The 22,573-nt window shown below is 47.9% G+C and carries 23 protein-coding genes; 9 read left to right on the top strand and 14 right to left on the bottom strand.

The annotated features are described in order from the left end of the window. Window positions 1-74: 74 nt before the first annotated feature. Both ACQ31U_RS00970 and ACQ31U_RS00965 read left to right on the top strand, forming a co-directional pair. Window positions 75-533, top strand: a complete 459-nt coding sequence (locus ACQ31U_RS00970) for a LexA family protein (protein ID WP_431053060.1) — start codon at window positions 75-77, stop codon at window positions 531-533. A 93-nt stretch (window positions 534-626) separates the two neighbouring features. After that, window positions 627-2,486 (top strand): SLC13 family permease, encoded by a 1,860-nt coding sequence (locus tag ACQ31U_RS00965; protein ID WP_431053058.1) that lies wholly within the window; start codon window positions 627-629, stop codon window positions 2,484-2,486. A 92-nt stretch (window positions 2,487-2,578) separates the two neighbouring features. Here ACQ31U_RS00965 and groL read toward each other — a convergent pair whose 3' ends face one another. From groL to ACQ31U_RS00950, 3 genes are all read right to left on the bottom strand, one after another. Then, on the bottom strand, window positions 2,579-4,219 hold the full coding sequence (groL, locus tag ACQ31U_RS00960) for a chaperonin GroEL (protein WP_431053056.1): 1,641 nt from the start codon (window positions 4,217-4,219) through the stop codon (window positions 2,579-2,581). A 43-nt stretch (window positions 4,220-4,262) separates the two neighbouring features. Further along, on the bottom strand, window positions 4,263-4,553 hold the full coding sequence (locus tag ACQ31U_RS00955; protein WP_431053054.1) for a co-chaperone GroES: 291 nt from the start codon (window positions 4,551-4,553) through the stop codon (window positions 4,263-4,265). A gap of 130 nt (window positions 4,554-4,683) precedes the next feature. Further along, window positions 4,684-5,154 carry an FxsA family protein gene (locus ACQ31U_RS00950; RefSeq protein ID WP_431053052.1) on the bottom strand — a complete coding sequence of 157 codons (471 nt, stop codon included), beginning with the start codon at window positions 5,152-5,154 and terminating at the stop codon, window positions 4,684-4,686. A 233-nt stretch (window positions 5,155-5,387) separates the two neighbouring features. On the opposite strand from ACQ31U_RS00950, the gene aspA reads away from it, so the two are divergent. Then, a complete protein-coding gene (aspA, locus tag ACQ31U_RS00945) occupies window positions 5,388-6,809 on the top strand; it encodes an aspartate ammonia-lyase (RefSeq protein ID WP_431053050.1) in 1,422 nt (473 codons plus the stop codon). Between the two features lie 51 nt (window positions 6,810-6,860). Here aspA and ACQ31U_RS00940 read toward each other — a convergent pair whose 3' ends face one another. Then, window positions 6,861-7,151, bottom strand: coding sequence for an addiction module antidote protein (locus ACQ31U_RS00940; RefSeq protein ID WP_431054247.1), 291 nt, complete (start codon window positions 7,149-7,151; stop codon window positions 6,861-6,863). 84 nt (window positions 7,152-7,235) lie between these two features. Next, complete coding sequence (locus tag ACQ31U_RS00935; protein ID WP_431053048.1) at window positions 7,236-7,454, bottom strand: type II toxin-antitoxin system RelE/ParE family toxin; 219 nt, start codon at window positions 7,452-7,454, stop codon at window positions 7,236-7,238. Window positions 7,455-7,687: 233 nt separating this feature from the next. On the opposite strand from ACQ31U_RS00935, the gene ACQ31U_RS00930 reads away from it, so the two are divergent. Then, window positions 7,688-8,407 (top strand): HAD-IA family hydrolase, encoded by a 720-nt coding sequence (locus ACQ31U_RS00930; protein ID WP_431053046.1) that lies wholly within the window; start codon window positions 7,688-7,690, stop codon window positions 8,405-8,407. Here ACQ31U_RS00930 and ACQ31U_RS00925 read toward each other — a convergent pair. Then, window positions 8,393-9,292, bottom strand: coding sequence for a DMT family transporter (locus tag ACQ31U_RS00925; RefSeq protein ID WP_431054246.1), 900 nt, complete (start codon window positions 9,290-9,292; stop codon window positions 8,393-8,395). The genes ACQ31U_RS00930 and ACQ31U_RS00925 overlap by 15 nt on opposite strands. Window position 9,293: 1 nt before the next feature. After that, a complete protein-coding gene (gene folB / locus ACQ31U_RS00920; RefSeq protein ID WP_431054245.1) occupies window positions 9,294-9,650 on the bottom strand; it encodes a dihydroneopterin aldolase in 357 nt (118 codons plus the stop codon). Between the two features lie 135 nt (window positions 9,651-9,785). On the opposite strand from folB, the gene plsY reads away from it, so the two are divergent. Further along, window positions 9,786-10,385: a glycerol-3-phosphate 1-O-acyltransferase PlsY gene (gene plsY, locus ACQ31U_RS00915; protein WP_431053044.1), complete on the top strand. Its 600-nt coding sequence runs from the start codon at window positions 9,786-9,788 to the stop codon at window positions 10,383-10,385. Between the two features lie 70 nt (window positions 10,386-10,455). Here plsY and ACQ31U_RS00910 read toward each other — a convergent pair whose 3' ends face one another. The 5 genes from ACQ31U_RS00910 to ACQ31U_RS00890 are packed head-to-tail and all read right to left on the bottom strand — an operon-like array spanning window position 10,456 to window position 15,520. Then, a complete protein-coding gene (locus tag ACQ31U_RS00910) occupies window positions 10,456-11,595 on the bottom strand; it encodes an ROK family protein (protein ID WP_431053042.1) in 1,140 nt (379 codons plus the stop codon). Between the two features lie 24 nt (window positions 11,596-11,619). After that, window positions 11,620-12,705, bottom strand: coding sequence for an extracellular solute-binding protein (locus ACQ31U_RS00905; RefSeq protein WP_431053040.1), 1,086 nt, complete (start codon window positions 12,703-12,705; stop codon window positions 11,620-11,622). 39 nt (window positions 12,706-12,744) lie between these two features. Next, a complete protein-coding gene (locus tag ACQ31U_RS00900) occupies window positions 12,745-13,587 on the bottom strand; it encodes an ABC transporter permease (protein WP_431053038.1) in 843 nt (280 codons plus the stop codon). Then, complete coding sequence (locus tag ACQ31U_RS00895) at window positions 13,584-14,453, bottom strand: ABC transporter permease (protein ID WP_431053036.1); 870 nt, start codon at window positions 14,451-14,453, stop codon at window positions 13,584-13,586. The genes ACQ31U_RS00900 and ACQ31U_RS00895 overlap by 4 nt, the downstream gene beginning before the upstream one ends. Continuing rightward, a complete protein-coding gene (locus ACQ31U_RS00890) occupies window positions 14,450-15,520 on the bottom strand; it encodes an ABC transporter ATP-binding protein (protein ID WP_431053034.1) in 1,071 nt (356 codons plus the stop codon). Before ACQ31U_RS00890 ends, ACQ31U_RS00895 begins: the two co-directional genes overlap by 4 nt. 214 nt (window positions 15,521-15,734) lie before the next feature. Between ACQ31U_RS00890 and ACQ31U_RS00885 the strand changes: the two genes are divergently transcribed. Continuing rightward, a complete protein-coding gene (locus tag ACQ31U_RS00885) occupies window positions 15,735-16,562 on the top strand; it encodes a glycerophosphodiester phosphodiesterase (RefSeq protein WP_431053032.1) in 828 nt (275 codons plus the stop codon). 51 nt (window positions 16,563-16,613) lie between these two features. Here ACQ31U_RS00885 and ACQ31U_RS00880 read toward each other — a convergent pair whose 3' ends face one another. Together ACQ31U_RS00880 and tsaD are read right to left on the bottom strand one after the other, a co-directional pair. Then, the gene (locus tag ACQ31U_RS00880) at window positions 16,614-17,132 is read right to left on the bottom strand and encodes an HdeD family acid-resistance protein (RefSeq protein ID WP_431053030.1); all 519 of its coding nucleotides are present in this window, start codon (window positions 17,130-17,132) and stop codon (window positions 16,614-16,616) included. A gap of 29 nt (window positions 17,133-17,161) precedes the next feature. Continuing rightward, the gene (gene tsaD, locus ACQ31U_RS00875; protein ID WP_431053028.1) at window positions 17,162-18,181 is read right to left on the bottom strand and encodes a tRNA (adenosine(37)-N6)-threonylcarbamoyltransferase complex transferase subunit TsaD; all 1,020 of its coding nucleotides are present in this window, start codon (window positions 18,179-18,181) and stop codon (window positions 17,162-17,164) included. Window positions 18,182-18,422: 241 nt separating this feature from the next. Between tsaD and rpsU the strand changes: the two genes are divergently transcribed. The 3 genes from rpsU (at window position 18,423) to rpoD (ending at window position 22,491) form a co-directional block, all read left to right on the top strand. After that, the gene (gene rpsU / locus ACQ31U_RS00870) at window positions 18,423-18,638 is read left to right on the top strand and encodes a 30S ribosomal protein S21 (protein ID WP_034614227.1); all 216 of its coding nucleotides are present in this window, start codon (window positions 18,423-18,425) and stop codon (window positions 18,636-18,638) included. A 155-nt stretch (window positions 18,639-18,793) separates the two neighbouring features. Further along, window positions 18,794-20,539 (top strand): DNA primase, encoded by a 1,746-nt coding sequence (gene dnaG / locus ACQ31U_RS00865; protein WP_431053025.1) that lies wholly within the window; start codon window positions 18,794-18,796, stop codon window positions 20,537-20,539. Between the two features lie 92 nt (window positions 20,540-20,631). Next, window positions 20,632-22,491: an RNA polymerase sigma factor RpoD gene (gene rpoD / locus ACQ31U_RS00860; protein ID WP_431053023.1), complete on the top strand. Its 1,860-nt coding sequence runs from the start codon at window positions 20,632-20,634 to the stop codon at window positions 22,489-22,491. The last annotated feature ends 82 nt before the right edge of the window (window positions 22,492-22,573 follow it).

The raw sequence follows: 22,573 nt of genomic DNA, 5'->3' as shown, positions 1-22,573 counted from the left end.
ACTGTATATAAAAACAGTGCGCTTGCGGGCAGTACCAACTTAATCACCAATCAGTTAAATGCAGAGGTTCGGAAATGTATAACGCAATGAATAATCAAGCAAACTTGAGTAATGGAAGTTATTCCTACCAACCAATGCCGTTATACGATGATCATCGGCAAAATCAGTTCCACTTTGATCAGCAAAGTGCGGTTAAATACAAAATGGATTTGAATTTATACTGTATTAAAAAACCCAAACAAACTTTTTTTATGCGCGTGACGAACCCGAATTTGACCTCATGGGGAATCGGGCAAGGCGATATGTTGGTGATTGAGGAGCAATCGCCGATCGAGCCGGGTGATTTAGTGGTGATAGAACAAGACAACGGTTTTCAATTATATGAATTTTTTTCCGCGCAAGCAGAAGCGTTGATCTTTTTTTCCTTGGATTCGAAACATGCCAATTTATATGTCGCTTCGTTGCAGGAATTGGCAATACGCGGGGTGGTAACCAATACCATTCACCAATTTCGCGGACGTAAAGCGGCATAAGATAATTTTTTGATTCCGGCTCAAGTTGCCTTGCTATCTATGCTATAGTAAGCAAAAAGTAAATCCCGCAATATTGAGTTTGGAGTAGTATTCATGTCTTGGTTGACGCAAATCTGGTCATTTAATCCGCCGTTGTTTTTGGTATTACTGTTTTTATTGCTTGCCATCTGGCTGTTTATGACCAATAAATTGCGTATGGATGCCGTCGCCTTACTGTTGATGATTGCATTTAGCCTGAGCGGGATTTTAACCGTGCCGGAAATCTTGAGCGGTTTCAGCGACCCGAATGTGATTTTGATTGCCTTACTGTTTGTGGTCGGCGAGGGGTTGCTGCGTACCGGGGTGGCATATCAAGTCAGCGAAGGGTTGATCAAGGCGGCAAAAAACAACGAAGTCAAAATTTTAGTGTTATTAATGTTGGCGGTTGCCGGACTTGGCGCATTTATGAGTTCAACCGGTATTGTCGCAATTTTTATTCCGGTGGTGCTGGCAATCTGCTCGCAGATGAATATTTCGCCGAAACGCCTGATGATGCCGTTGAGTATTGCGGGTTTGATCAGCGGGATGATGACTTTAATCGCCACCCCGCCCAATTTGATTGCCAATGCCGAATTAGTGCGTGCCGGGCAAGCGCCACTGAGTTTTTTTTCTTTTACGCCGATCGGCTTAATGGTGTTGGTATTGGGGATTGGCTATATGTTGGTGGCGCGTCGTTTGTTGGATCGCGGTGATAGTGGCGATCATACCAAAGCCAACTATAACCGCACTTCGATGAATGATTTGATTATCAGTTATCAATTGCAAGGGCGTTCTAAACAGGCATTGATTATGCCGGGTTCCCCCTTGATCGGCAAAACCCTGGATGAGCTGCACCTGCATTCCAAATACAATATTTTAGTGGTGGCGGTCGAACGCTGGCGGCGGATTCGGCATATTGTGGTTACCGCTTCCGCGTTAACCGAGCTGAATGAAAAAGATATCCTGTTGCTTGATTTGGCAGACAACGGTTTGGATTGGCTGTCTTTTTGTGAGCAATACAAACTTAAACCGATGGCGGTGCGCGGTAACTATTTTAGTGAGAAGTCGAAATCGGTGGGAATGGCAGAAATTTCTCCGATTCCGGAGAGTGTCAACTTAGGCAAAACGATCCGGCAAATTGAATTTCAAAATAAATACGGGCTGATTGTTGCCGGCGTCAAGCGCGGCAATAAATTGATTACCAGTGATCTCGGTGATGTGGAGATTAGCACCGGGGATCAATATCTGGTGATTGGTGAATGGAAACAGATCAATGAATTGCGCGGCAGTAATCAGGATTTTTTTATGCTGAATTATCCGAGCGAGATTGATCGGGTTGCACCGGCACTAAGCCAAGCGCCCCATGCGATTTTATCAGTGCTTACCATGGTTATTTTGATGGTGACGGGCTTAGTTCCGAATGTGATTGCGGCGTTGATTGCGTGTTTGATGATGGCAAAATTTCGCTGTATTGACGCACAAAGTGCCTATAATTCAGTACATTGGCCAAGTCTGATTCTGATTGTCGGCATGATGCCGTTTGCAATTGCATTGGATAAAACCGGTGGAATTGGTTTGGCAGTCAACGGCTTGTTGAATTTGGTCGGCGAGTGGGGGATTCATGCGATTTTGGTCAGTTTGTTTATTTTATGCGCCTCAGTCGGTTTGTTTATTTCCAATACTGCGACGGCAATTTTAATGACGCCGATCGCCGTGGCATTGGCAAACGAATTGCAGACGTCACCGCTGCCGTTTGTGATTACAGTTGCCGTTGCGGCTTCGGCTGCCTTTATGACTCCGGTTTCATCGCCGGTCAATACCATGGTGTTAGGGCCGGGCGGTTATAAATTCTCAGACTTCCTCAAAATCGGTGTGCCGTTTACCATTATTGTGATGGTTGCGACGGTGTTGGTCGTACCGATTTTATTTGGTTAAAATTGTCCGTAATATTTTCATTTTGGCAAACAAAAACCCGATAACGCAATGTGTTATCGGGTTTGTTAGGCTTTTAATCAGTGAAAGTGCGGTTACATCATGCCGCCCATTCCACCCATGCCGCCCATGCCTGCGCCCATATCCGGGGTTTCAGGTTTTGGTAACTCGGTGATCATACACTCGGTGGTGATCATCAAGCCGGCGATAGATGCTGCGAATTGTAACGCAGAACGGGTCACTTTGGTCGGATCTAAAATTCCCATTTCAACCATGTCGCCATACACTTCGGTCGCGGCGTTGTAACCGTAGTTGCCTTCACCGTCTTTCACGTTGCGTGCCACCACTGAGGCTTCTTCGCCGGCGTTGGTCACGATTTGACGTAATGGCGCTTCCATCGCGCGCAATGCCAGTTTGATCCCGACATTTTGCTCTTCGTTATCACCGGTCAAGTTGGCTAATTTTGCCGCTACGCGCACCAATGCCACGCCGCCGCCGGCAACCACGCCTTCCTCGACTGCAGCACGGGTTGCGTGCAACGCATCTTCAACACGCGCTTTTTTCTCTTTCATTTCCACTTCCGTTGCCGCACCGACTTTGATTACCGCAACGCCGCCTGCCAGTTTGGCAACGCGCTCTTGCAGTTTTTCACGGTCGTAATCGGAAGAAGATTCTTCGATTTGCTGACGAATTTGTGCCACACGTCCGCTGATTTGCGCTTGATCACCGATTCCGTCGATAATGGTGGTGTTGTCTTTGGTGATCACTACACGTTTGGCTTGACCCAATTCTTCGATCGTGGCTTTTTCCAGTTCCATCCCGATCTCTTCGGAAATCACGGTACCGGCGGTTAACACGGCAATATCTTGCAACATCGCTTTACGACGGTCACCAAAGCCCGGCGCTTTCACCGCAGCCACTTTCACGATCCCGCGCATGGTGTTGACCACCAAGGTTGCCAACGCTTCGCCTTCCACGTCTTCGGCGACGATAAACAGCGGTTTGCCTGCTTTGGCAACGGCTTCTAATACCGGCAATAATTCGCGGATATTAGAGATTTTTTTATCAACCAATAAAATGTACGGATTTTCCAATTCGACACTGCCGGTTTCCGGTTTGTTGATGAAATACGGCGATAAGTAACCGCGATCGAATTGCATACCTTCAACTACGTTTAACTCGTCTTCCAAGCCGCTGCCGTCTTCAACGGTAATCACGCCTTCTTTACCGACTTTGTCCATTGCTTCGGCGATTAATTTACCCACGATAGTGTCGGAGTTGGCAGAGATTGTACCCACTTGTTCAATCGCTTTCGAATCGGCACAAGGGACAGACAGTTTTTTCAACTCATCAACCGCAGCGACCACGGCTTTGTCGATCCCGCGTTTCAGATCCATCGGGTTCATTCCGGCGGCAACCGCTTTCAGCCCTTCATTGACAATCGCTTGCGCCAATACGGTTGCGGTGGTGGTGCCGTCACCGGCGGCATCGTTGGCTTTAGAGGCAACTTCTTTCACCATTTGCGCACCCATATTTTCGAATTTATCTTCCAATTCGATTTCACGAGCGACCGATACGCCGTCTTTGGTGATGGTTGGTGCGCCGAAGGCTTTATCCAACACCACGTTACGGCCTTTCGGGCCTAACGTTACTTTTACTGCATCTGCCAATACGTTCACGCCCGCCAACATTTTTACGCGAGCGTCGTTACCAAATTTAACGTCTTTTGCTGCCATGTTATATTCCTTTTATTTAAATAGTAATATTAAAATCAATGTTTTATTCTACGATAGCTAAAATATCGTTTTCAGAGATAATCAACACTTCTTCACCGTCGATTTTTTCGCTTTTCACGCCGTAGCCTTCGTTAAAGATCACGGTGTCGCCGACTTTAACGTCTAACGGCTGTACAGTGCCGTTCTCCAAAATGCGACCTTTGCCCACCGCCAATACTTTAGCACGGGTGGATTTAGTGGCGGCGGAACCGGTCAGGACGATACCACCGGCCGAACGGGTTTCCACTTCTTCACGTTTGATAATCACACGGTCATGTAACGGACGAATATTCATCTTAATTTTCTCCTGGTTAGTTATAATGATAGATAAGTAAACGCACCGATAAAAACTAAAAATCAGTGCGGTAGTTGTGAAACCTTAATATGGGCGCGGTTTGAGAGTTTCAAGGGACAAAATAAAAAAATTACGGCAAGCGTTTGTCATCGTCGGCTTTTTTGTCATATTCCGCTTCAAAAATCGTCTCTTCAGCATGATGGCGTTGAGGTTGGCTTTGTCCGAAACCGCTGACAAACGTAAAGGAACGGATTTTTTTCGCTATGAGTTTTTCAAACAGCGTGGCGCTGAACGGCAGCAGTAGCAGAATTGCCACTAGGTCGCTCAGCAGTCCGGGAATAATAAACAGAATCCCGGCCAGCAGCCAAAGTGCGGTTTGCACCAAACTGTGAGTCGGCATTTCCCCTTGGCGCAATTGCTGCGACACACGGCTGAGCGTGTACCAACCGCGCAGACGGATTAATGCCAAACCGATCATTGACGAGACAATCAGCAACAGAATTAGCGGGAAAACCCCGATTGCACTGCCAATCGTGATCAACAGCGACAATTCCAGATAAACATAAATCCCGAAAATCGCTAGCAGAATTAACAATGGCATATTTTACCTCACTCAGCATTGAGCCTCAGTCATCGATCATATTGATTAGTATTGAGGCAAAAACCGCACTTTTCAAGCTTATCAAGAACTAAATTCGGATTAGAAAAACTAATCAATACAATCAATTTATATCCGATGATCAAAGTTTTTAAAGGAATAGAATAGTCCCCAGATAGTATTAAAACAGGATTCAAACTTAATTGAGCAACCCTATAAGCAGAGGAGAAAACAATATGACAGCGGTAAGAATGGAAAAAGATTTATTGGGTGAAAGAGCGGTGCCGGCAGAGGTTTATTGGGGCATTCACACCCTCAGAGCGGTGGAGAATTTTAAGATTTCCAATGCGGTGATTTCCGATATTCCGGAATTCGTACGCGGTATGGTGATGGTGAAAAAAGCGGCGGCAATGGCGAATGTCGAGCTGAAAGTGATCCCGAAAAAAATTGCCAATGCGATTATCGCCGCTTGTGATGAAGTGTTGGAGAAAGGGCGTTGTCTGGATCAATTCCCGTCCGATGTATTTCAGGGCGGCGCCGGCACGTCGGTGAATATGAACACCAATGAAGTGATTGCCAATTTGGCTTTAGAGTTGATGGGGCACCAAAAGGGCGAATATCAATATCTCGATCCAATGGATCACGTCAATGCCAGCCAATCGACCAATGATGCTTACCCGAGCGGCTTCCGCATTGCGGTTTATAACAGTTTGATGAAATTGGTTGAAAAGTTGCGTTACTTGAGAAAAGGATTCGAACAAAAAGCCGAAGAATTTTCCGGTGTTTTGAAAATGGGGCGCACCCAATTGCAAGACGCCGTGCCGATGAGTGTCGGTCAGGAATTCCAAGCCTTTGCGGTGTTGGTTGAAGAGGAAATCTTGAACGTCGCCCACGCCGCCAAATTGTTACTGGAAGTCAATTTGGGCGCGACTGCAATCGGTACCGGCGTCAATACGCCAAGCGGCTATTCGGCATTGGCAACCCGTTACCTGGCGGAAGTCAGCGGTTTGAATTGCACTTCCTCGAAAAACTTGATTGAGGCGACTTCCGACTGTGGCGCATATGTGATGGTGCACGGCGCACTGAAACGCACCGCCGTGAAATTATCCAAAGTATGCAATGACTTACGTTTGCTTTCATCCGGGCCGCGCGCCGGTTTGAATGAAATCAACCTGCCGGAATTGCAAGCCGGTTCATCGATTATGCCGGCAAAAGTCAACCCGGTGATTCCGGAAGTGGTCAACCAAGTTTGTTTCAAAGTGTTTGGTAATGATATGACCGTCACTTTCGCCGCGGAGGCCGGGCAGTTGCAACTTAACGTGATGGAGCCGGTCATCGGGCAAGCGATGTTCGAAACCATCTCCTTACTGACCAATGCCTGCGTCAATTTACGCGATAAATGTATTGACGGGATCACGGTCAATAAAGAAATTTGCGAAAGCTATGTATTTAATTCAATTGGGATTATTACTTATCTCAACCCGTTTATCGGTCACCATAACGGCGATCTGATCGGTAAGATTTGCGCCACCACCGGCAGAAGCGTGAAAGACGTGGTGCTGGAAAAAGGTTTGCTGACCGAAGCCGAATTGGACGATATTTTATCACCGGAAAACCTGATGAACCCGAAATACAAAGCGAAAGCGATTGAGGAATAGATTTTAAACGGTAGCAGAGAATCCCCTGACAGCAATATCAGGGGATTTTAGCTAAAGCGCTACCGATTTTGGTGTGAAAACCACGTTTAAACCTAAAGCTGCAGCAATTTTATTGATAGTTTCAAAACGCGGTTTGCTCTCGCCGGAAAGGGTCTTATACAGGCTTTCGCGTGCTAACCCGGTGTCTTTTGCCAGTTGGGTTATCCCTCTGGCGCGCGCAACATTTTTAAGCGCTAAAATAAATTCCTCTTCCGAACCGTTTGTCAGCGCATCGGTGAGATAAATCGCAATGGTTTCTTCATCAGTGAAATATTCAGCGGCATCAAATTCAGTAAATTGCATGCTTTTTCTCCTGTCTATAATCTGCCCAAAGTTGTTTAGCGCGTGCAATATCTTGCTGTTGCGTGCTTTTATCGCCACCGATAATCAGCAAGTAAGTGATTTTACCTTCTTGTGTATAGTAATTCGGTAGCCTTTGCCGGTGTCAATCCGCATTTCAAAAATGCCGCTGCCTAAGGATTTATAATCGCCGAAATTGCCAAGTTTGGCTCGGTCTAAATGGCGGCTAATCAGCGCCACAGCTGTTTTATCCTTGAGTTGTGCGAACCATTTTTTAAACAATTCGCTTTGTAAAATCATATTCATCGATTTTCAATTCCTATTGATTGTAATCTGTAGATTACATTATGACAAGAGTTAAATAATAGTAATAACCGATTGCCAAAATGAGAAATTTCGAGCTTACGGTTTTTTTTCTTGCCGTCTTTTGCCACTGATTTTTCTTTCGATCCCGATCGCAAAATTGAAATTTCTTTTTTAAACCGCACTTGACGAATTAATGGCATAATAGCGGCTTGATTTATTATTTAGGATCACTTATGCGTTTTTACCGCCAGCTACAGCCGTTCAAGATCATCAGTTTTGATTTGGATGATACCTTATATGATAACCATGCCGTGATTATGGAAGCGGAAACGCAGTTTTTAGCGGTGTTGCAACGTTTGGCATTACCGCACTTGCCGGCTGAGCTGTTGAAAGAGCGTTGGCGTGAGGTGAAAAGTGCGGTTGCGCTGGCTGATCCGTTGTTGAGCGAAGATGTGGTGCGGTGGCGGATCACCGCACTTGAATGGTTGTTACGGCAAAGTGCGGTTTCCGCCGATAAGATTGAGCCGATTATCACGCAGGTGATGGCGCATTTCGTGCATTGGCGACATCAAATTAGCGTGCCGTCACAGAGTTTGGAAATCCTAAATTATTTGGCACAGCGTTATCCGCTGGCGGCGATCACCAACGGCAATGTTGATCCGCAAAAAATCGGCTTGGATCACTTCAGCTTATGTTTACGCGGTGGCGAACACGGCAGGGCAAAACCGCACTTCGATCTGTTTGAGCAGACGGCACGCTACTTTAACGTGCGGTCAGAGCAGATTTTACATATCGGCGATAATCTGCAAACCGATGTACAAGGTGCGATTCAGGCCGGTTGTCAGGCGGTTTGGCTCAATCTCACGGACGATCATCTGCATTCAAACCCACAGAGCCGTAACTTGCCGACGCTGGAATTAACCGATTTGAGCCAGTTGCTACGCTTGGCGTGAGCAAGCCTTACGGTTGCACAACAGTAAACCGGCGATAATCAATAAGCTGCTGATTAAATGGTAAACCCGAATCGGTTCGCGCAACACCAAAATACTCAACACCGCCGCAAACAGCGGCACGGCGTTGGTGAAACTTGCGCCTTTTGCCGAGCCGACCACACTAATGCCGTAGTTCCAAAACACATAGGATAAAATCGACGGAAACAGAATCAGATAGGCGATAATGCCCCATTGCGCGGCATTTAATTCGGCATAAACCGCACTTTGCCCTTGTGCAACGGCAAACAAATAGACCGGCGTGAACAGCAGCATGCCCAAAGTAACCAGCGCAGTAACAAACGCAGCGTTGCCCAGTTGCGGCGGTTTCAGGCGCACAATCGCGCAGTACAGTGCCCAACTCAATGCCGAGCCAATCGCCCACAGATCACCGATATTGATATTCAACCGCAGAATATTACTCGGTTCGCCTTGCACCAAAAGATACAACACACCGGCAAAACTTAACAAGGCACCGAGTAACATGCGGGTTTCGATCGGATCGCGAAACAGCAAACGGTTGAGCAATAAGGTTGCCATCGGCACGGCGGCAAGGTAAATGCTGGCGTTGAGCGCGGTGGTGGTGAGCAAGCCTTGATAGAGAAAAACCGGAAAGAAAATAATGCCTAACACGCCAAGTGCGGTCAGCAGCAACCAGTAACGGCGCAGTAACGGCAGGCTGGCTTGCACTTGACGGCGAAACAGGAGCAACAAAATCAGCGCCGCCGGAAACCAACGGCTGAAATTCAGTACAATCGGCGAAATCTCGCTGCTAATGATTTTGCCGAACATAAAATTGCCGCCCCAAAACAGCGCGGCAAATAACAAGCCTAAATAGCCGTACAACACCTTAACGCTGTCCCCGTTCGACGATAATTCCAACTGCCGCCGCTTGCGCCACCGCACTTGGCTTGCTGAGTTTCAACTTCAGCCACGGAATGGCAAAGCGCTGTTGTAACTGTTCGGCAACCTGATACGCGACGGTTTCAATCAGCAAAAACGGCTTGCTACTGACATAATCCGAAATAAATTGGCTGACGTCGGCATAATTTAAACAATATTGCACATTGTCAGTCGCCGCCGCTCGGCTGCTGTCCCATGCCATTTCCAGATCAAACACCAGTTTCTGTTTAATCTGCTGCTCCCAATCGTAAACGCCGATGGTGGCGAACACAGTTAATTTTTCAATAAAAATGGTATCGTACATTTTTTTGCTCATTTTGCTCATTTTGCTCATTTTGCTCATTTTGCTCGAAATAGAAAATTTAACGCAGATTATGCCACCAATTTTGGGTACAATGAATGGCATTCTGCATTTTATTGTCGATTTTACGAGGTCGCTATGAGCCTGTTTGCGGTTTTTTATATGATTTTTGCCTATTTAATCGGATCGATTTCCAGTGCAATTCTGATTTCACGCCTTGCCGGATTGCCCGATCCGCGCACCGCCGGTTCGGGCAATCCCGGGGCGACCAATGTGTTGCGCAACGGCGGAAAATGGGCGGCGGCAGCGGTGTTGTTATTCGACCTGTTGAAAGGGATGTTGCCGGTTTGGGCGGGGTATTATTTAAATCTGACCCAATTTGAACTGGGCATGGTGGCGCTTGCCGCCTGTTTGGGGCACTGTTTTCCGATCTTTTTCGGCTTCAAAGGCGGCAAAGGCGTTGCCACCGCGTTCGGGGCAATTGCGCCAATCGCATGGGGAGTCGCCGGCAGCATGTTCGGCACTTGGTTGTTGGTGTTTTTAATCAGCGGCTACTCCTCCCTCAGCGCCATCATCACCGCACTTTTAGTGCCGTTATATGTTTATCTGTTCAAACCGGAATTCACTTTTCCGGTTGCCTTGGTTTGCTGTTTGTTAATCTACCGCCACCACGAAAATATCCAACGCCTGTGGCGCGGGCAAGAAGGGAAGATGTGGGATAAGTTTAAGCGGAAGTGATTTTGGCGATTTTTCTTATCACTATCGCTTTTTTGTCTTGCGGCGGTTGCATTTTATCAATTGGCAACTCTCAATTCAGCAAATGATAAATCGGTAAACAAGCGGCGGCGAGTGAAATGCTTTCGATGTTATTGTCGGGGCAATATAAAATCGGTTTAGGTTTGTTCGGCGGATCTTGGTAGAGCGGCGATTGTTTGATTTTGGCGATGATTTTGTCGCTCAATGCCGGCGGTAGCAGTCCGGTGATAACGATCACTTCCGGATCGAGCCAGTAAAGAACCGATTGAATGACCAATTGCAGCTGCTCACAGACACGCTGTAGCCACTGTTCGATAATCGGGTGTTGTGTGGCGATTAATTCATCCAATTGTTCGAGCGGCAAATCGGCGGCGCGCAAGGTTTTTTTCAAATCTTTCCAGGTCGGGCGCTGATCGCCGCTCGGGAAAAACGCGCCGATTTCACCGGCATTGCCGAAGCCGCCTTTGGTCAGTTTGCCTTGCGTGATGATACCGGCGCCCAAACCGTAATCAATGCTGATTACGGTCATATCTTTGATTTTATTCCAGTTGCCGGAATAAAATTCGCCGATTGCACTGACGTTAGTATTGTTTTCCACCCATGTCGGCAGTCCCAGTTGTTGTTCGAAGATCGCAGATAAATCCGGTTTGTGTTGCAGCACCGGCAGCCAAGGGGAAGAGCGTGATCCGTCTGCCAGCAGATAGCCGGGCACGGCATAGCCTATGCCCAGAATACGTGCGGTGGTCAGAAATTTCTTTTCCAATAAGGTGAAAACCGCACTTTTGATCTGCCGCACGATTTGTTCGAAGTGATCAGCGTTTTGGTATTTTTCGCTGTAGGTCGCCAGTTTTTTGCCGCAGAGATCGACAATCGATACATCGAAATACTCTTCGGAAAAAGATACGCCGACAGAACAACAGCCGGTCGGATTCAGTTCTAAATGGTACGACGGCAAACCGCGTTTACCGACAATTTTATCTCCCTCTTTGATTAACCCTGAAAACATCAGTTCACGGCAATATTGGGTGACGGCGCCGGGCGTTAAACCGGAAAGCTGGCTTAATTCGGCACGGGACGGCGAATATTGACGGATTAAATTGAGTAATAATTTTTGGCTGGGACGTAAATCAAAGCTGAAATAAGCGGTTTTAGACATGGTGATCCGATCATTGGTTAAAAGGGGATAACGCATTATCCCCTATTCTGCGGCAGGATTCTAGTGAGAAACCACTTCTTTGGTGAAGCCGAGCACTTGTGCTTTCGCCCAATCGGCGGAGAACCCGACGATGTCTTTTTTGCCTGATTCGCTGCTTAACGGGCGCACGCCGAAATGTCCGCTCAATTTTTGTTGGGTTTCAGGCGATGTTACCCATTGGGTGAACAGCAATGACGCAGCCGGATGCGGCGCATTTTTGGCTACGATAACGGCATTGCCGCCGCCCAACATGCCGAACTCCGGCACATAAAATTGCAGCCGTTTGGTGATTGCGCCTTGCTGTTGCAGGCTGAACAGGTGATCTTGCCATGCGGCAACCAGGTTTAATTCGCCGTCGTTCAAACGGGTCAGGCTGTCGGCGTTTGACGACGTGCGGGTCATGTTGGCGCTATTGTCTCTAAACCACTGCCAGGCCGCCTGCCATTTTTTGACTTGTTCGTTATCCACATTCGGCTGTTGGTAATCATAGTCGCCGGAGGTGTAAACAATCGCGCGTTGGATAAAGGCATTGCCCGAACCGCCGCCGTTTGGATCGGAATAACCGAATTTTTTCGGATTATTTTGGATATAGGCTTCCATTTGCTGCCAAGTTTGCGGCAACTCTTCCGCTTTCACCCGTAATGGATCATACGCCAGACCGGTTTGGTTGCCCCAAAAGCCGATGGCGTTGTTGCCCAGATCCACGCCTTGCAAATAGTGGTTAAGCTTGTCAAAGTGCGGTAAGCCGCTGAGATCGGTGGCAACATCAAAATTATTGACGATATTGACCCGATCGGCAGAGATGGCGATGATGTCCATTTTGCCCGGGGTCAGATTTTTCTCGGCAATCAGCTTATTGACGTTACCGTCCAGCGTACCTTCGGGAATCCGCACTTTGATGCCGTATTGCCGTTCAAAGTCTTTGACGACGCTACGCCAAGCCGGTTGCAGATACCAAACGCTGAACGTCACTTCGCCTTCTTGTTTGGCAAGGGTTTCGATTTCCGCCCACGATTTTCCGGCGAGCGAATCAGCATGGGATACGCTGGCCAGTGCTAAGGTTGAAACGGCTAAACCCAGTTGAGTCATTTTTTTTAAATAACGCATATATAGCTCCTTTTTATGGATAAAAACGGTGAATGACCATCAGCCTTTACCGCCGGATTGTGAAAGGTAGTTGCCTTTCAGCAATTTTTCGATAATCAACAATAAAATAATATTCGGAATCAACAGGATTAACGACACTACCGCTGCGTTCGGGCGCACAAACGAATAACCCAAGAACGAATACAGAATCGTCGGTACCGTGATGAAATCAGGCGATCCGATGACGAATGAAATGGAAAACTCTTCGATACTTTTTACCAGACAGAAAATAATCGAGGCGAGAAAACTCGGTTTTAACATCGGTAAATACACGTCTTTAAACGTGGTGATACGTGACGCACCCAAGTCACGGCTGGCGTCGATCAAATCCTGCGGCACGGAGGAAAAACCGGCGGACAAAATACGGATCGCATAGGGCAAGGTCATCACGGTGTGCCCGATGACAATACCGACAAACGGGCTGCGAATCTCTAAATCGATCAACACCGCACTGAAAAATAGCGCGATAATCATGCCGGGGATCACCAAAGGGATCAGGGTCAGCATTTCGGCGATTTTTTTACCACGGAAATCCATACGTCCGAAAGCGTAAGCCGTCGGCAAAGCCAGCGCAATTGCCAACGCGGAAACGGCGGGTGCGATGGTGTAACTGTTCAGCATGGCTTCCGGCAGGGCGGTATTTTCCCAAACCTCGAACCAGCGGGCGAACGAAAGCGATTGCGGCAATATATCCGGATAGCTCCATGGGTGCTCCGGATCGACCAGCGACCATAACCCCGCCATCAGCAACGGAATCACCAGCCAAACCACGTTGACGAGAATAAAAAAGGTCAAAGAAATGTTGGCAATCAGTCTGCCGTTTTTGGTTTTAACTTGGCTCATTTGATGTCTCCCCGTTTGGTTGCCAGCGGACGGATAAGGACGGAAATCAAGATAGTGAAGAAGGCGGAAGTCAGCATAATCATCATGGCGATCACCGCACTTTGATTCCATTCTTCAAATTGGTAAGCGGTCATTTGCATGAGCCGTGCCAACGAATAGGTGCTGCGCGGTCCGGCAATGGTATAGAAAGCGAAGTCGCCCAATGCGCCGATAAAAATTAATACGAACGCCACTTGCACCGCGCCCAACGTCATCGGAAAAATGACATAACGGAAACGCTGCCACGCATTCGAACCGAGATTGGCGGCAGCATCGAGCAGATCGTTTTTTAGCCCGTTGACCGCACCGCCGATCAGAATCAGCGCAAACGGAATGTTTTTCCACATCTGTAAAATCACCACGCCCCAGCCGAATTCATCATTTTGCAGCGATTTGGGTTCGTCCCAGATACCCAGCCACACCAGCGATTCGTTCAGAATGCCGTGATAGGAAATCACGTTGATAAACAGAAATGCCGCAACCAAACCCGGCACCAGCATTGGCGCCCGCAAAATAGTGATAATAACGACTTTGCCCGCAATCGGTCTGCGCAGCCACATGGCGATGGGGTAGGACACGATAATCGAGAAAATCGCCCCGAGCAGCGAAACCTTAACCGAATACGTCAGCGATTTTTGAAAGGTAGAATCCGCCAGTACGATACGCCAGAATTCGAGGGTAAAGTGCGGTTCGGCATTGTTGATGTTGTGTAGCCCGAAACTTTGCGCCACCACAATATAGAAGGTCGATCCCATCAACAATAAAATCGTGCCTAAACCGCTGCCGAGCAGCAACCACGCTTTGAGATCGTTACGGATATTTTTCATGAGACCGCCTCCAAAAAGTGAATTGCCGTGCGCGGCAGGCGAAAATCCAGCTTGGTTTTGCCTTGGATTTGCAAGAAGTTTTTTACTTGCAACCGCACTTTTTGACTCTCTGTGCCGCGTTCGATTTGCGCTTGGATTTCGGTTAAATTGCCCATGAATGCGGTTTGCAGAATGTCGGCGCTAAAGCGGTTTTCCGCCGTCGAATCCGTGCAAAGTTCCGCATCTTCGGGACGGAAACAGATATAAATCCACTCGGCTTGCGGCGTGATCTCCGATTCGACGATAAAATCACCGAATACCGAACTGACCTGATACAATTGTTCGCCGCAAGACCGCACTTTGGCGCGGGTGATGTTGGCAACGCCGATAAAATCGGCGACAAACCGGTTTTTCGGGCGGTAATAAATCTCTTCCGGTGTGCCGATTTGTTCGATATTGCCTTTGTTCAACACAATGATTTTGTCTGACATCGCCAGCGCCTCCGCTTGGTCGTGGGTGACGTAAATACTGGTCAAATTATATTGGCGGGAAAGTTGTTTGATTTCAAAACGCACACTTTCACGCAGCTTGGCATCGAGGTTTGATAGCGGTTCATCGAATAGAATGACGTCGGGGCGGGTGACCATCGCGCGGGCTAAAGCGACCCGTTGCTGTTGTCCGCCGGAAAGCTGACCGGGCAATTTCAGGCGGTGCAGTTCCAAATCCATCTGTTTCAGCGCCAGATCCAAACGGTTTTTTTGTTCCGCAGCGGCGATTTTGCGCTGTTGCAAGCCATAGCAAATATTGTGCGCCACATTCAAATGGGGAAACAGGGCATAGGATTGAAAGCACATCGCCGTGTTGCGTTTTTCCGGCGGCACATTGTTGACGTTTTTGCCGTCGATCAGGATTTCACCGGCGTCCGGCACATGAAAACCGGCAATCAGTTTCAGCAACGAGGTTTTGCCGCAGCCGCTCGGACCGAGCAGGGTAACGAATTCCCCCTCGTTAGCGGTAAACGAAATATTGTTTGCCGCATAATAATCCCCAAATTTTTTGGTGATTTTGTTAATCGTCAAAGTTGCCATACATTCCTCCATTAAGAAATCAGTAAGCCGGACGGCTTGGTTGCTGCGATAATACAGGACAAATATGACAGTTTCATTACGATTTAAAAAATAAACTCAAATTTTTATTTAATTTGTGATTTCGATCGCATTTATCTGGTATATTGCTACTAATTTGTTTTCAATTATTTGATAATTAAATTCAAATATGAGTGATAGACTAAGTGAGGAAAAAATGGGTTTTAATTTTATTGTTGCCGATCAAGGCATTATTTTAGCCAACAGCCACCGCGGATACAGTTCGCGTTATCCGGAAAATACCATGCCGGCGTTCGAAGCGGCACTGGCGGCGGGAACGCACACGGTGGAGTTGGATGTGCACATGACCAAAGACGAAAAGTTGGTGGTCCATCATGATTTCACCATTGATCGGGTTTCGACCGGCAGCGGTTATATTGAGCAGATGACGTTGGCGGAGTTGCAACAGTATGACTATGGGGTTAAATTCGGCACTGAATTTGCCGGTACTAAATTGCCCGAGCTGCGCGAAGTGCTGTTATGGGCGGTGGCAAACAATGTCGGACTGGTATTGGAAGTGAAGCAAAAACAGCACCATCAACGTTGCGCCGAAGTGCTGGCGGCATTGTTGTTGGAAACCGAAGCGCTGGATAATGTTTTGTTGTTGGCGTTCGATCACGTTCTGATCAACCGTGTTAAAACGATTGTGCCGCAGGTGAAATTGCAAGTGGTGACACTGGCACGTTATAACAAGCAATTGGAGGCGGTTTTAGCCTCAAATGCCGATAGCGTGTGTGTCGAATACCATTATATTCACCGTGACGATTTGATCGCCTATAAAAAAGCCGGTTTATCGGTGCGTTTATATCTGCACGAATCGCCGCCTGAGATGGAAATCACTCAAGTCTATAATCAAAAATACGGTTTTGATGTGGAAAGCGAAATTATCGGCTGGCTGCGCGAAGGGCTGATTGATATGCTCAGCCATGATGATATTCCGTATTTATGCAAGCTGATTGAAAAAGCGGGTAAAAACTATTATTAGCTTTCAAAAAAGCGGTTGCGAAACGGGGGAATATATCCCCCTTTCTACGCTTTATTCCTGTTCCATTTTCTTGATAATCACCGCATAGGTAAGCAGTGAAATGCCGTTGGAGATCAGTTCGATCGCCAGCAGCAAACCGAGCAGCATTGCGGCGGCGTTCGGCAGATTGGCGAAGATAACGATGGAAATCAGGATCGAAAGCAAGCCGGAAAACATCACGAAGCCGAAGAACGGAGTGGCACGCAGGCGCCATGACGCCAACAATTTGGCGCCGCCGATTAACAGCAATAAAATCGAAATCGTGGCGGTGAGCGAAAACAAGGTCTCAAGCGGATTAGTCAACATTACCAAACCGACCAGCAAGCCGATTACGCCGGACAACATCACCCAAGAGAGACGCTGGGTTTTCCATGCCGAGTAGATTTGAATCAAGCCGATCACGATAAAAATCCACGAAATCAATTGTTCTACCGCAATACTGGCGGCGAACGGATTGATAATCGCAAATAGCCCGAACAGGATTGAAATACAACCGATTATTAACCAAGTGTGCCAATTTTTCATCATCATTTCCTTTTTCGTTTAATCAAATCATTAAATTAGCTGGAAGTTAACGGCGGAAGCTCCGTCATATTCCAACGCGGGCGCACGTCAATGCGCAAATCCGATTGCTGACCGCTCTTTAAGCGTAAAAATCCGGCGTAAGCAATCATTGCGCCGTTGTCGGTGCAAAATTGCGGTTGCGGATAAAATACTTCCCCGCCGATTTGCCGCATTAATTCGGCTAATCCGTGGCGAAGTGCGGTATTGGCGCTGACGCCGCCGGCGATCACCAAGCGTTTTAAGCCGCTTTGTTGCAAGGCGCGGCGGCATTTGATCATTAGGGTATCGACCACAGCTTCTTGAAAGGCGAAAGCAATATCGGCACGGGTTTGTTCGTCATTCGGATTGTTTGCAATGGTGTTGGCGGCAAAGGTTTTTAAGCCCGAGAAACTGAAATCCAAGCCCGGACGATCGGTCATCGGGCGCGGAAATTTAAACCGCACGTTGCCTTTTTGCGCCAATTTTGCCAATGCCGCGCCGCCAGGATAATCCAAACCAAGCAACTTAGCCGTTTTGTCGAAGGCTTCACCGGCGGCATCGTCGATGGATTCGCCCAATAACTGATATTGCCCAACGCCATCGACTTGCACCAACTGGGTATGTCCGCCGGAGACCAATAATGCGATAAACGGAAAGCCAGGCGGATTGCTTTCCAACATCGGCGCGAGCAAGTGCCCTTCCATGTGATGTACGCCCAACGCCGGCACATTCCAGGCATACGCCAACGAACGGGCGATGGTTGCACCGACCAACAACGCCCCGACCAAACCCGGTCCGGCGGTGTACGCCACGCCGTCAATCTCGGCGGCGGTCAGGTTGGCTTCTTTTAATGCGGCTTGAATCAGCGGCGCGGTTTTGCGGATATGATCGCGCGAGGCAAGTTCCGGCACGACCCCGCCGTAATCGGCGTGCAGCGCAATTTGCGTGTATAATTGGTTGGCGATCAAGCCGTGCCGTTCATCGTAAATCGCAACGCCGGTTTCATCGCAGGAGGTTTCAATGCCTAAAATCCGCATTTTTTTGTTCCTGTGGTCTAATGTATTGGAATAAGCGATTATTCTACTATGCCGCGATTTCTATGCAACCTTTCTCTCTTTCCGCGAGGCTAAGCAGCGGGCAAATTTTTAGCAAAAAAGCAAACTTTGCTTTGACTTTTACCCGTCTTTTGCATTAGAATTGCAAACCTTTATATAGTCCTGTCGCTTTAATTGCGGCAATTACGTTAAAATAACAAAGTTCCTTTGAGGTGAATGGCACATGCCTGTAATTAAAGTACGTGAAAACGAATCCTTTGACGTTGCATTACGTCGTTTCAAACGTTCATGCGAAAAAGCCGGTATCTTAGCCGAAGTTCGCAGCCGTGAATTCTATGAAAAGCCAACAACAATCCGTAAACGTGAAAAAGCGTCCGCGCAAAAACGTCATGCGAAAAAATTGGCTCGTGAAAACGCACGTCACACTCGTTTATACTAATTTTCAGCTTGCGACCGCACTTGGCGGTTGAATGCTAAAATTCGATAGAACCGTGATCCCTCAGGCTTCACGGTTTTATTCTATATGCTTTCTTCCTTTTTATCGATTTCTGTTTCGTTGCTGAATAAGCCCTTATCACGGAGCAATTGCATTATATGAAAGGACTAATCCCCAGAACCTTTATTGACGATTTGCTGGCGCGCACCGATATTGTCGAGTTGGTCAATACACGGGTCAAGCTGAAAAAAGCCGGACGGGATTACCAAGCCTGCTGTCCTTTTCATCATGAGAAGACGCCTTCTTTTACTGTCAGTCAAAATAAACAATTTTATCACTGCTTCGGTTGCGGTGCCCACGGCAATGCCATCAGCTTTTTGATGGAATATGACAAGTTGGAATTTGTCGAGGCGGTAGAAGAACTGGCGGCAATCTACGGTTTGGACGTGCCGCGTGAGCAGGGCAAAGCCGAGCAGGGCGGTACGCACTTAACTTATCAAAGTAAGCGCGATCTCCACCAATTAATGCAAGCAATCGCCGATTTTTATCAGCACAATCTGCAAGCGGATATTCCGGCGCAAGCCTATGTGGAAAAGCGCGGACTGTCGCCAGAGGTGGTGCGGCGTTACCAAATCGGTTTTGTGCCGAACAGCATGGATTCGGTGTTGCGCAAATTCGCCAAAAGCAAAGATACCGAGCAGCAGTTGCTCGACAGCGGAATGTTGTCGAAAAATGATCGCGGCAATATTTATGATCGTTTTCGCAACCGTTTAATGTTTCCGATTCGCGATAAGCGCGGGCGGGTGATCGCCTTCGGCGGGCGCGTGTTGGGTGATGAAAAGCCGAAATACCTTAACTCACCGGAAACCGCTATTTACCATAAAGGCAACGAGCTGTACGGGTTATACGAAGCCTTGCAAGACAATGCCGAACCGGAATTTCTGCTGGTGGTGGAAGGCTACATGGACGTGGTGGCGTTGGCGCAATTCGGTGTAAATAATGCGGTTGCCGCATTAGGCACGGCGACCACCGGGGAGCAGATTTATCAGTTGTTCCGCAGTTGCGAACAGATTGTCTGCTGTTACGACGGCGACCGTGCCGGGCGCGAGGCGGCGTGGCGCGCGTTGGAAAATGCGTTACCGCACTTGCAAGACGGGCGGCAGCTCAAATTCGTATTTTTGCCCGACGGCGAAGATCCCGATTCCTATATCCGCCAAGTCGGCAAAGACGCGTTTTTACAGTTTGTCGCGCAAGCCAAAAGCTTGAATGAATTTCTGTTTGAACATTTATTGGCGCAGGTGGATCTCACCAGTAAAGAAGGCAAGGCGAAACTGGCGGCGTTGAGCGAGCCGTTGATTCAAAAAATTCCGGGCAAATTGCTGCGCACCTATTTGGTGGAAATGTTGGGTAGCAAATTGGGGATTTTAGATCCGAACCAGCTACAGAAATTATTGGCGGCGCCGGAACATCAGGCAAAACCGCACTTTAGGCAGCCCAAAATCAAACAAACGCCAATGCGCTTGTTGATTGCGCTGTTATTACAAAATCCGAAATTGGTGGAGCTGATCCCTGATATTGAATCGCTACAGGCATTGCAAGATCCCGGTTTTCAACTGTTTTACGAACTGGCGAATTTGTGCAGGGAGCGGGTGGGGCTGACCACCGGGCAGATTTTGGAACATTGGCGCGGAAAAGAAAACAGCCGACACCTTGAAATGTTGGCATTGTGGGATCATTTAATCAATGACGAAAACGTCGAAAAAACCTTTACCGATAATCTCAGTTATCTGTATAACCAATTAATTGAAAAACGTATGGAACTGCTAATTGCCAAAGATCGCAACCACAGTTTGAGTCTCGACGAGAAAAAAGAGTTGGCGCAATTGCTGTTGGCAAGCAAATAAATCCATTGGGTAAGCTTCGGCGGTTATGTTATAATAGCACGCTGTAATTTGCCTTTTAACCTTAATAATCAATAAGTGCGGGTGTCTAACTTATGGAGCAAACCTCTAAATCTCAACTAAAATTACTAATTGCTCAGGGAAAAGAACAGGGTTATCTGACCTTTGCCGAGGTGAACGATCACCTGCCTGAAGAATTGGTCGATGCCGAGCAGATTGAAGATATTATTCAAATGATCAACGACATGGGGATTCAGGTGTTGGAAACCGCCCCTGACGCCGATGATTTGATGTTGAATGAAACCATCGCCGATGAAGACGCCGTGGAAGAAGCGACCCAAGTGCTGTCCAGCGTGGAAGCCGAATTGGGGCGCACCACCGACCCGGTGCGGATGTATATGCGCGAAATGGGCAGCGTGGAATTGCTGACCCGCGAAGGCGAAATCGATATTGCCAAACGCATTGAAGAAGGCATTAACGAAGTGCAAAGTGCGGTTGCGGAATATCCGGAAGCGATCACCTCGTTATTGGAACAGTACGACCAAGTAGAAGCCGGTACCATCCGCTTGACTGATTTGATCACCGGTTTTGTGGATTTAAACGATATTGTGGCAGAAGAAGCGGCTGAAATAGATGAATTTGCCGAGGTGGACGAGGACGGCGCTGCCGACGTTGCCGATTTGGATGACGACGAGGAAGAAGCCGAAAGTGACGATAGCGGCGATAGCGATGACTCTGATAACAGCATTGACCCGGAATTTGCCCGTCAAAAATTCACCGAATTAAAAGAACATTACAGCGTGACGCTGGAAGTAATCCGCAAACATGGGCGAACCAGTAAAAAAGCCAAAGAGCATATTGCGGTGTTGTCGGAAGTATTCCAACAATTCCGCTTGGTGCCGAAACAATTCGACAGTTTGGTTTTGTTAATGCGCGGCATGTTAAAACGAATCCGTACCGAAGAGCGCCAATTGCGCCGTTTGGTCAGCGACTACAGCAAAGTGCCGAGCACGCACTTCCCGAAAGGCTTCATCGGACACGAAACCAGCGACGCATGGTTAGTGAAAGCGTTAAGCGCAGGCAAACCGTGGTCGGAAAAATTACAGAACTACGAGCCGGAAATCCGTGAGATTATCGGGCGTTTCGAAGTAATCGAAAAAGACAGCAGCTTGTCAGTGGCGCAAATCCGTGAAATCGGCGAACGTATTTCACAGGGCGAATTGAAAGCCCGCCGTGCCAAAAAAGAGATGGTGGAAGCCAACTTACGTTTGGTGATTTCGATTGCGAAAAAATACACCAACCGCGGTCTGCAATTCTTGGATTTGATTCAAGAGGGCAATATCGGTTTGATGAAAGCGGTGGATAAATTCGAATACCGTCGCGGTTACAAATTCTCGACCTATGCCACGTGGTGGATTCGTCAGGCGATCACCCGTTCGATCGCCGATCAGGCGCGTACTATCCGTATCCCGGTGCATATGATTGAAACCATTAACAAACTCAACCGTATTTCGCGCCAAATGCTGCAAGAAATGGGGCGTGATGCCACGCCGGAAGAGTTGGCGGAACGCATGAACATGCCGGAAGATAAAATCCGCAAAGTGCTGAAAATCGCCAAAGAGCCGATTTCAATGGAAACCCCGATCGGCGACGATGACGATTCGCATTTAGGCGACTTTATCGAAGACAGCACCCTTGAGCTGCCGTTGGATTCCGCCACAGCGGAAAGCCTGAAAATGGCAACCCAAGAAGTGTTGGACGGTTTGACCCCGCGTGAAGCGAAAGTATTGAGAATGCGTTTCGGTATTGACATGAACACCGATCACACCTTGGAAGAAGTGGGCAAACAATTTGACGTCACCCGTGAACGGATTCGTCAAATCGAAGCCAAAGCCCTGCGCAAACTGCGCCACCCGAGCCGTTCGGAAAACCTGAAAAGTTTCTTGGATGAATAAAAAGCATTGATTTAAAAAGAAAAAGTGCGGTAATTCGAGAGAAATACCGCACTTTTTGTTATAGCAGACAAAGGCTGCCTAT

Origin of the sequence: Testudinibacter sp. TW-1, from assembly GCF_050613185.1 — a bacterium.
Taxonomy (GTDB): domain Bacteria; phylum Pseudomonadota; class Gammaproteobacteria; order Enterobacterales; family Pasteurellaceae; genus Chelonobacter.
The sequence above is the reverse complement of the archived record's forward strand: the minus strand, read 5'-3'. Positions and strand labels throughout refer to the sequence as shown.

What these genes read in the sequence shown, in the direction of transcription:
- ACQ31U_RS00970 (WP_431053060.1), top strand. Translation starts at nt 75, where the DNA reads ATGTATAACGCAATGAATAATCAAGCAAACTTGAGTAATGGAAGTTAT.
- ACQ31U_RS00965 (WP_431053058.1), top strand. Translation starts at nt 627, where the DNA reads ATGTCTTGGTTGACGCAAATCTGGTCATTTAATCCGCCGTTGTTTTTG.
- groL (WP_431053056.1), bottom strand. Translation starts at nt 4,219, where the DNA reads ATGGCAGCAAAAGACGTTAAATTTGGTAACGACGCTCGCGTAAAAATG.
- ACQ31U_RS00955 (WP_431053054.1), bottom strand. Translation starts at nt 4,553, where the DNA reads ATGAATATTCGTCCGTTACATGACCGTGTGATTATCAAACGTGAAGAA.
- ACQ31U_RS00950 (WP_431053052.1), bottom strand. Translation starts at nt 5,154, where the DNA reads ATGCCATTGTTAATTCTGCTAGCGATTTTCGGGATTTATGTTTATCTG.
- aspA (WP_431053050.1), top strand. Translation starts at nt 5,388, where the DNA reads ATGACAGCGGTAAGAATGGAAAAAGATTTATTGGGTGAAAGAGCGGTG.
- ACQ31U_RS00940 (WP_431054247.1), bottom strand. Translation starts at nt 7,151, where the DNA reads ATGCAATTTACTGAATTTGATGCCGCTGAATATTTCACTGATGAAGAA.
- ACQ31U_RS00935 (WP_431053048.1), bottom strand. Translation starts at nt 7,454, where the DNA reads ATGAATATGATTTTACAAAGCGAATTGTTTAAAAAATGGTTCGCACAA.
- ACQ31U_RS00930 (WP_431053046.1), top strand. Translation starts at nt 7,688, where the DNA reads ATGCGTTTTTACCGCCAGCTACAGCCGTTCAAGATCATCAGTTTTGAT.
- folB (WP_431054245.1), bottom strand. Translation starts at nt 9,650, where the DNA reads ATGTACGATACCATTTTTATTGAAAAATTAACTGTGTTCGCCACCATC.
- plsY (WP_431053044.1), top strand. Translation starts at nt 9,786, where the DNA reads ATGAGCCTGTTTGCGGTTTTTTATATGATTTTTGCCTATTTAATCGGA.
- ACQ31U_RS00910 (WP_431053042.1), bottom strand. Translation starts at nt 11,595, where the DNA reads ATGCGTTATCCCCTTTTAACCAATGATCGGATCACCATGTCTAAAACC.
- ACQ31U_RS00905 (WP_431053040.1), bottom strand. Translation starts at nt 12,705, where the DNA reads ATGCGTTATTTAAAAAAAATGACTCAACTGGGTTTAGCCGTTTCAACC.
- ACQ31U_RS00900 (WP_431053038.1), bottom strand. Translation starts at nt 13,587, where the DNA reads ATGAGCCAAGTTAAAACCAAAAACGGCAGACTGATTGCCAACATTTCT.
- ACQ31U_RS00895 (WP_431053036.1), bottom strand. Translation starts at nt 14,453, where the DNA reads ATGAAAAATATCCGTAACGATCTCAAAGCGTGGTTGCTGCTCGGCAGC.
- ACQ31U_RS00890 (WP_431053034.1), bottom strand. Translation starts at nt 15,520, where the DNA reads ATGGCAACTTTGACGATTAACAAAATCACCAAAAAATTTGGGGATTAT.
- ACQ31U_RS00885 (WP_431053032.1), top strand. Translation starts at nt 15,735, where the DNA reads ATGGGTTTTAATTTTATTGTTGCCGATCAAGGCATTATTTTAGCCAAC.
- ACQ31U_RS00880 (WP_431053030.1), bottom strand. Translation starts at nt 17,132, where the DNA reads ATGATGATGAAAAATTGGCACACTTGGTTAATAATCGGTTGTATTTCA.
- tsaD (WP_431053028.1), bottom strand. Translation starts at nt 18,181, where the DNA reads ATGCGGATTTTAGGCATTGAAACCTCCTGCGATGAAACCGGCGTTGCG.
- rpsU (WP_034614227.1), top strand. Translation starts at nt 18,423, where the DNA reads ATGCCTGTAATTAAAGTACGTGAAAACGAATCCTTTGACGTTGCATTA.
- dnaG (WP_431053025.1), top strand. Translation starts at nt 18,794, where the DNA reads ATGAAAGGACTAATCCCCAGAACCTTTATTGACGATTTGCTGGCGCGC.
- rpoD (WP_431053023.1), top strand. Translation starts at nt 20,632, where the DNA reads ATGGAGCAAACCTCTAAATCTCAACTAAAATTACTAATTGCTCAGGGA.